A 7,628-nucleotide genomic window follows, 5' to 3' on the forward strand; every position below is an offset into this window, starting at 1 on the left:
TGACTCCTAAACGGGGCTAGCCGTGCAACGCCCGGTAAGCGGCCTCAGCGGCTGGATGCAGCGGCACTCCGGCAGTGTTGATCAGCGTTTCGGGACTGAGGAACTGGACCCCTGCGCTGGACTTAGGAACCAGGTCCTGGGCCTGCTCCACCAGGAGTTCGACGGTCTGCCGGACAACGTGGTCGGCAAGATCGCTCCGGCACAGGAGAAGGTTGGCGACCCCCACCGTCCAGACGGCGGGCGCGTCCCCGTAACTGTTGGCGGGGATGAGGACCCGGTCGTAGAAGAAGCCTGACTGTGCTCGCGTTGCCGGAATCAGTTCGGAGAGATCAAGAAGCCGCACGCGAAGGTCCTGCGCAGCCGCGGCGATCGGCGCCGTCGGGACCCCTCCGGACTGGATCATGACGTCGATCGAACCGTCGGCAAGGGCCGCGATCGCCTGGTTCAAGCCGAGGTTGACCTGTTTCAAGGCCCGGTCCGGCGTGGCGGACTGCGGTGCCAGCCCCGCTGCGGCGATGATCCTTCCGGCGGTGAGGGTGGTCCCCGAACCGACTTCGCCCACCCCCGCGGTCTTGCCGGCGAGGTCCGATAAGGACCGGATCGAACTGTCCTCCCGCACAATGCAGTGCACGTAGTTCTGATAGACCTTCCCCAAAGCCCTCAGGCGTCCTTCGCTGTGGCTGTTCGCGGCGGGTTGGGCTGCCGCATCGGCGAGGGCGACGGCGAAGGTCGCCTCGCCGGACAGCACCCGCTGGATGTTCTCAAGGCTCCCGCCGGTGGTCAGTGCCCGCGCCTTGTCGGCGATCCGTTCCCGTTGCAGCAGGTCCGCCAGGAGGGTGGCGAACTCAAGGTAGAAGCCGCCCGATTCGCCACCGGCCACCGTGAGTTCCTGCGGCCGTTCCTCCGCGGAGCAGCCAGCCGTTGACGCCAGCAGGCCGAACGACACAGCTGCCCTCATGGCATTCCTTCGCGTCACTGTGCGGCTTTCAGGCATCGGAACCGCCCTGCGGGTGCACAAACTCGAGGCGCGCCGTCAGCCCGTGCGGCACGCGGGCTTCCAGCACCAACCTTGCTCCGTTCGCTTCGGCCAACCGTTCCACAATGGTCATGCCCAGGCCATTGCCCGGGATCTTGCTGTGCTGCGGCGCCCGCCAGAACCGGGTTGTTGACGCGGCGAGCTGATCGGCGGGGAGGCCGGGACCGTCGTCGGAAACCACGACGGCGGTGCCACCCGGGGTGGGTTCGGTCGCCACCGTGATGTGGGAACCTGGGGCGTATTTGACGGCATTGGCCAGAAGCTCGCCCACCATATGCGCGAGTTCTTCCGGATTGCAGGCGATGGTGATCGGCCGGCCCGGCTCGAGAAGCGTGATCGTGGCACCTGCCTGAAGTGCAGAGGGCGTGGCCCGTTCCGCCTCACCTTGCAGGACAGGAAACGGGTCGATGACCGTCAGGCGCTGGTGTCCCGTTCCGTGGTCCGCGCGGGCAGCCCCGGCAGAGGCGCGATGTTCCGCGGTGGCCAGCTTCAGCACGCCGTCGAGCATTTCCTCCACGCGCTCAAGTTCAGCAACGACGCCCGAAGCGGCGGCCTTTTCCGGTTCCGATCGCAAGGCGAGCTGCAGCAGATCGATCCGCAACCGCAACGCCCCCACCGGATTGCGGAGCTGGTGCGAGGTGTCGGCGATGAGTCGCCGTTGGGATTCCATGCTCTCGCTCACGGCATGGGCCATGGTGGTGAAGGAGCGGCTGAGTTCGCGCAGCTCAGGCGGCCCGGCTTCAGGCAGTTGGGTGGTCGCGCCGGTGGTTTCGAGCTCGTGGACGGCCTTGCTAAGGCGCTGGACCGGGCGCAAAACCCAGCCGGTGATACGGGCAGCGGCCAGCAGGAGCAGCGCGCCAAGCGCCACGGCGGCAACGACGACGACGAGCCACCGCTCCCGTAGCTTCTGGCGGGCGGCGTCGAGGTTCACCTCCATGACAACTTCACCGAGAACCTGGCTGGCCGTGCCGAAGGACCTTGAGATGATCTCGTTGCCCGTCCCGAAGGCGCGGATTGGACTGAGCGTTGTGTCGCTCAGGTTCAGGCTTGCCCTGCCGAGCGCGTCCATGACCTCCGGTTGATCGTCGCGAAGGCCGCCGGAATGGATGCTCTGGCCTTGCATGTGGATCAGTATTCCTTCGCCGTAAAGCTCGGCGTAGCGGTCCATTTCACGCTGCAGTTGAGTGGTGTTATTGTCCTCCAGGGCGTCACTGGCCAGCTGGGCGAAGCGGTTGAGGGCAGCGACCCTGTTGATCTGCAGCTCCTGCGTGAGCTCCCGGCTGGCCGACGTCAGGATCACGCTGGACACCGTCACCACAATCACCACCACCAGCAGGCTGAGGATGCCCAAGACCCGGAGTTTCACGGCTGCTCGACGCGGTAGCCGACGCCCCGGACATTGATGATGAAGCCGGGCAGCTGGAGCTTGGACCTGAGACCGGTCAGGTGCACGTCCAACGACCGGGAGTGCGCAAGAAACGCGTCGCCCCAGAGGGCGTCCAGGATTTGTTCCCGGGTGACCACCGAGCCCGCATGCCTGACCAGCAGGCCCAGGAGGTCGAACTCCGTGGCGGTGAGGGCCAGTTGCTTGCCTCCGACCGATGCCACACGGCGGTCGAGGTCCACCTCCAGCTCACCGAGGGCGATAGTGTGCGGTGCTGCCTGGCCCCCGCGGTTGGTCCGGCGCGTCACCGCCTCGATCCTGGCGAGCAATTCCACTAGTTTCACGGGCTTCACCAGATAATCGTCGGCGCCCGAGCGAAGGCCAAGGACCACGCTCCGCTCGTCATCGCGGGCCGTCAGGATCAGGATGGGGATTTGCGTGACCTGGCGGAGTTTCCTGAGGACGTCCAGGCCATCAAGGTCCGGCAAGCCCAGATCGAGCAGGATGACCTCGTGCTGACGGTGGGCCAGGAGCGCGTCCTCGCCGCGGGAAACCCGGGTGTGCTTGTGCCCGGCAGAGGCGACGGCGGCGCTCAAGGCTGAGGCCATGGCGTCGTCATCCTCGACGATTAGCACATGCACGGTGTAGTCCTTCGGGGTTCGCTGAGCGGGGATCGCTGGTGGGTTCGTTGGTCGGGTTCGTTGGTTGGGTTCGCTACTAGAGCTTAACGTTGTGAGGCCCGCTCTGCGCCCTTCGGAGTATCCAAAGAGTGCAGAACGGGCCCCAAGAGGCAGCCAAGTCAGGCGTTGACGCGATCCTTCTCGTCGCCGTCGTCGTCTGCAGTGGCCCGGGCCTTGAACGCGTGGCCCTGCTCCGCATCCAAGTGCGTCGGCTTCTTGTTCTTCAGGGCGAAGATGTACACCAGCAGCGAGATGAAGATGGCCGCCGTGACGTAGGTGAAGAACAGGTCCACCTGGTCCGACTTCTGCAAAGCTGCACCAATCAGCGGAACCGTACCGCCGAACAGCGAGTTGGCGATCGCGTAGCCGAGGCCCACACCGAGCGCACGGATGGATGCCGGGAAGAGTTCGGCCTTCACCAAGGCATTGATGGACGTGTAGCCACCCACCATCAACAGGCCGCCGAACATCAGCAGGAATGCCACGAACGGATCCTTGGTCCCGGCCAGCGCCGAGAGCAAAGGCCACGTGAACAGAACGCCCGTCACACCGAACCAGATCAACAGCGGCTTCCGGCCTATCTTGTCCGAAAGCATGCCGTAGACGGGCTGGAGCAGCATGAAGATGAACAGCGCCCAGAAGTTGATCACGGAGGTGTCCGTCTTGGCGATACCGGACGTATCGTTCATGAACTTCAGGATGAAGTTGGTGTACGTGTAGAAGGCAACGGTGCCGCCGAGTGTGATGCCGATGCAGATCAGCAGCGGCTTCCAGTGCTTGGTGAACAGGAGCTTCATGGTTCCCGGCTGGGCTTCGCCTTCAACCTTGACGTGCGCCGCACGCAGCTGATCGGCAGAGAGTGTCTCCTCCATGGAGCGTCGCAGCCAGAGCACCACCAGTGCGGCCACGCCGCCGATCGCGAACGGAATCCTCCAACCCCACGCGGTCAGGTCTTCCTTGCTCATGGTGTTCTGCAGGATCACGAGCACCAGGAGTGCCAGCATCTGGCCGCCAATCAGCGTCACGTACTGGAAGCTGGAGAAGAAGCCGCGGCGTTTGGCCGTAGCAGCCTCGGACATGTAGGTGGCGCTGGTTCCGTACTCGCCGCCCACCGAGAAGCCTTGGACCATGCGGATGAAGACCAGGAGGATCATGGCCCATAGACCGATGACGTCCTGGGTCGGCATGATCGCAATGGCGAACGAGCCGGCGGACATCATGGTCACACTGAGAGTAAGCGCGGCTTTACGGCCCTTGCGGTCGGCGTAGCGACCAAAGAACCAGCTACCGATCGGGCGCATGAGGAACGACGTCGAGAACACGGCCATCGCTTCAAGGCCGGCTTGGAGATCGTCCGAGGAGTTGAAGAAGTGCGACTGGAAATACGCCGCAAAAGCGGTGTAAACGTATACGTCGAACCACTCCACGAGGTTGCCCGCGGAGCCTTTGAGGATGTTGCTCACTGCCTTGCGTGTCTGGGCGGCTTCGCTCAGAGGTGCAGCTTGTTGGGTGCTCATCAATGAACCTTCCTGGCGGCTGCGCATGCGGCAGCCGTGTCTTGCATGAGTTCGTTCTGTCCATGAAGCTCGTGCTCATGGCGTCCTTGCGCATGGCTCTTCGTCGACTAAGAAAGGCCCTCTTGGGGTGAAGAGGACGTATTCCAAACTATGGGTGATGCACGGCACAACCAACGTGGGAGGGGATTTCCTAACACTTCCTTAGGTTTCGGATGCGGTGGAGGGGGCCCCGTTCCGGGTACAACCGACGCTTGCTCACATCCCTAGGGTTTGGTGGGGACGCTCGCTCACATCCATAGGGTTTGGTGGGGACGCTTGCTCACATCCCTTGGGTTTGGTGGGGACGCTTGCTCACATCCCTTGGGTTTGGTGGGGACGCTTGCTCACGTCCATCCGTCCATGATCGGGAGGGGCCTATTGATGCGAACGAGCTTCCAGATTGCGAGCCGTCCGAAGCCAGCTGCAATGGCTATGGACATTGAAAAGAAGATCGCGCCGTTCGGGGAGAGCCCGCCGAATGGCGCGCAGACGAGCAACGGGGCGAGGAAAAAGATCGCCACGTGGATCCATTGGTTGGTGATGCGTCGCAGGACGAGGCCGAGCAGAGATCCCGCGGAAACACCGATAGCCCACACTGGAATCAGGCTGTAAATGAAGAAGACGAGGGCCCAGCCCCCCGGTGACTGGACTGCAAGCAACAGGCAGAAAGTCAGATGCGCCACCGCGACGCCGACAGCGAGGCCTCCGCCTCCGATCACTACCCGGTCTTTCGATCCGTACCGCCAGCTATTCCGCGACCCAGGCGCCACCAGTCCGTACTCGGACTCGTCCGCCCAACTGTCATCGTTCATGAGTCACCGTAGAACCGTTAGTTGGGGAGGGAAAGTCGTTCACGATCACCAGGTTCCAAATGCAGAGCCGTCCGACGCCGGCCGCAAGCGCTGCAGGTAGTGTCATGTGAATCAGAGTGTGCGAGGTCCAACCCCGTGAAGGACGCGCCGACTATATTTCCCACCAGAGCGCCTGCGAGAGTAAAGGCAGCTACGTGAACCCATTGGCTGCGAATGCTGCGCAGCACTCTTCCCAGCAGTATCGCCGTAGGGAACGCCACCAGGCAGACAGGGACCGCGCCAAAGGCTACGAGGATGGGAAGGAACGAAAGCTGATATTCGGCATATGGTGGACTTCGAATGATTTCGATGAATGCGGGCACCAGAAAAAACACGACATCTGAAAGTAGAACGCCCACTACCAGGCCCTTTCGGCCCAGAATCACACGATCGTTGGGCCCATGAGGCCGCGGCCTCCTCGCTTCTTCCGGCCTCACCGGCGCCCTGTGGCGATCTCGTTGAGCGCACCGGCCAACGATGGGTATTCAAATGCGAACCCCGCGTCGAGCAGTTTCCGGGGCTCCACCCACCGGCTCTTCAGCACCAGCTCGGTCTGGGTCCGAATGAGAACAGAGCCAGCCTCGAGCAGCCACGACGGCGTCGGGACGCCAAACGCAATACCAAGGCTCCGCCGAACCAGTGCCATCAGCTCCCGATTGTCCACGGTGTAGGGCGATGCTGCATTGACCGGGCCGCTCAGTTCAGGCCTGGCGTGGAGAAACAACACTGTCCGGAACAGGTCCTCCACATGGATCCAGCTGAACTTCTGCGTTCCGGGCCCCATGTGCCCACCCAAACCCAGCCGCGCAAGGTTCCGGAAAGGAGTCATGACCCCGCCGCCGGGACCCAGCACGATCGCAATCCTGAGCGGAATCTTCCGGGTCTCCGGCACAACAGCCGACGCCAACTCGTCTTCCCATGCCCGGGCAACGTCCACGGAAAACCCGCTGCCCAGTTCGCCTGCGATCTCTGACTGCGGACGGTCCTCGGCATGCCGATAAATGGTGCCGGTACTTGAGTTGATCCATGTCCTGGGCGGCTCGTCACATGCAGCAACGGCCCGGCCCAAGGCCCGTGTGGTCAGAACCCTGGAGTCCAGGATTTCCTGACGGTGGCGCTGGTCATAGCGGCAGTTCACGGATCGTCCGGCGAGGTTCACCAGCAGTTCCGTGCCGTCCAGCGCCTTGGTGATGGCGCCGTCGTCGTTCCATTGCGCGTCAGACGAAAGGCCGCGTCCAACCGTCCGCACCTGCCATCCGTCATCAGCAAACCGCCGTCGGAAGTAGCTGCCGATGAAGCCGTTCGCGCCCGCGATCACCACGGTCCGGGTCATTACGAGTCTTCCTTCACGCTGCGGACGAGTCCCAGGACGTCGTCAAACACCTTGCTCACACCGGGAATTTTCGCGAGCGACAAACCACGAGCCACCAGCGGTGCCGCACCGTCGATCAGTTTTCGCGTGCGGCGTTGGCCCGCGGATTTGTCGTAAACCCAGAACAACGCGACGCCCATGTATGCCAGCCACAGCAATTCGGGCAGATCGGCGCGCAGTTTCTTAGCGACCGCGGGGGAGGAACCCTCGACGGCGGAACGGAAGATCGCGAGCGAAGCGTCGCGGGCGGCGGTGGACGCCTCGCCGAACGGGTTGACGGGCGACGTCGGCCGGATGGCAGTTGAGATGAAGTCGGAACCGAATTGGTGATACGGCGCCATGACATCGATGCCGGTGTGGAGGACCGCCTTGAGCCGGCCCGCGAGGTCTTGGACATTTTCGAGTGCCTGCGCTGCGGCAACTGCATGCTCATCCTGTACCTGGATGTATAGCTCTTGGACCAGTTCATCCTTTGACGCGAAGTAGTAGTACGCATTGCCGACCGACACCCCGGCTTCCTGGGCGATGGCGCGCATGGTGGTTTTTTCAAAGCCGACCTCGCGGAACATCTTCAGCGCGACGTCGGCCACCAGTTGGCGGGTCTRCTCACTTTTCGCGGCCATGCGGTGCTCCTGACGGAAATTTTGAACGTGTTCAGAAATGAGTATGGCACATTCTTGAACGTGTTCAAAAGATGAGGGGGTGTGGGGTGTGGGATGTGAGGGAGGGTTTGGTTGAAGGGGGTGGGG

The 7,628-nt window shown here is 63.0% G+C and carries 7 protein-coding genes; all 7 read right to left on the reverse strand.

Annotation, left to right across the window (positions count from 1 at the left end; genetic code table 11):
- Positions 1-16 precede the first annotated feature (16 nt).
- The gene (locus tag AB4Y81_RS20675) at positions 17-958 is read right to left on the reverse strand and encodes a TAXI family TRAP transporter solute-binding subunit (RefSeq protein WP_441996811.1); all 942 of its coding nucleotides are present in this window, start codon (positions 956-958) and stop codon (positions 17-19) included.
- A gap of 28 nt (positions 959-986) precedes the next feature.
- On the reverse strand, positions 987-2,402 hold the full coding sequence (locus AB4Y81_RS20680; protein ID WP_441996813.1) for a sensor histidine kinase: 1,416 nt from the start codon (positions 2,400-2,402) through the stop codon (positions 987-989).
- On the reverse strand, positions 2,399-3,061 hold the full coding sequence (locus AB4Y81_RS20685; RefSeq protein WP_018778026.1) for a response regulator transcription factor: 663 nt from the start codon (positions 3,059-3,061) through the stop codon (positions 2,399-2,401). Before AB4Y81_RS20685 ends, AB4Y81_RS20680 begins: the two co-directional genes overlap by 4 nt.
- Before the next feature lie 158 nt (positions 3,062-3,219).
- Positions 3,220-4,617, reverse strand: a complete 1,398-nt coding sequence (locus AB4Y81_RS20690; RefSeq protein ID WP_441996816.1) for an MFS transporter — start codon at positions 4,615-4,617, stop codon at positions 3,220-3,222.
- Positions 4,618-5,000: 383 nt separating this feature from the next.
- A complete protein-coding gene (locus AB4Y81_RS20695) occupies positions 5,001-5,468 on the reverse strand; it encodes a hypothetical protein (RefSeq protein WP_441996818.1) in 468 nt (155 codons plus the stop codon).
- A gap of 472 nt (positions 5,469-5,940) precedes the next feature.
- Positions 5,941-6,840 (reverse strand): TIGR01777 family oxidoreductase, encoded by a 900-nt coding sequence (locus AB4Y81_RS20700; RefSeq protein ID WP_441996820.1) that lies wholly within the window; start codon positions 6,838-6,840, stop codon positions 5,941-5,943.
- On the reverse strand, positions 6,840-7,502 hold the full coding sequence (locus tag AB4Y81_RS20705) for a TetR/AcrR family transcriptional regulator (protein ID WP_441996822.1): 663 nt from the start codon (positions 7,500-7,502) through the stop codon (positions 6,840-6,842). Before AB4Y81_RS20705 ends, AB4Y81_RS20700 begins: the two co-directional genes overlap by 1 nt.
- Between the last annotated feature and the right edge of the window lie 126 nt (positions 7,503-7,628).

It is taken from the genome of Paenarthrobacter sp. TAF1 (assembly GCF_052113825.1).
GTDB lineage: Bacteria > Actinomycetota > Actinomycetes > Actinomycetales > Micrococcaceae > Arthrobacter > Arthrobacter nicotinovorans.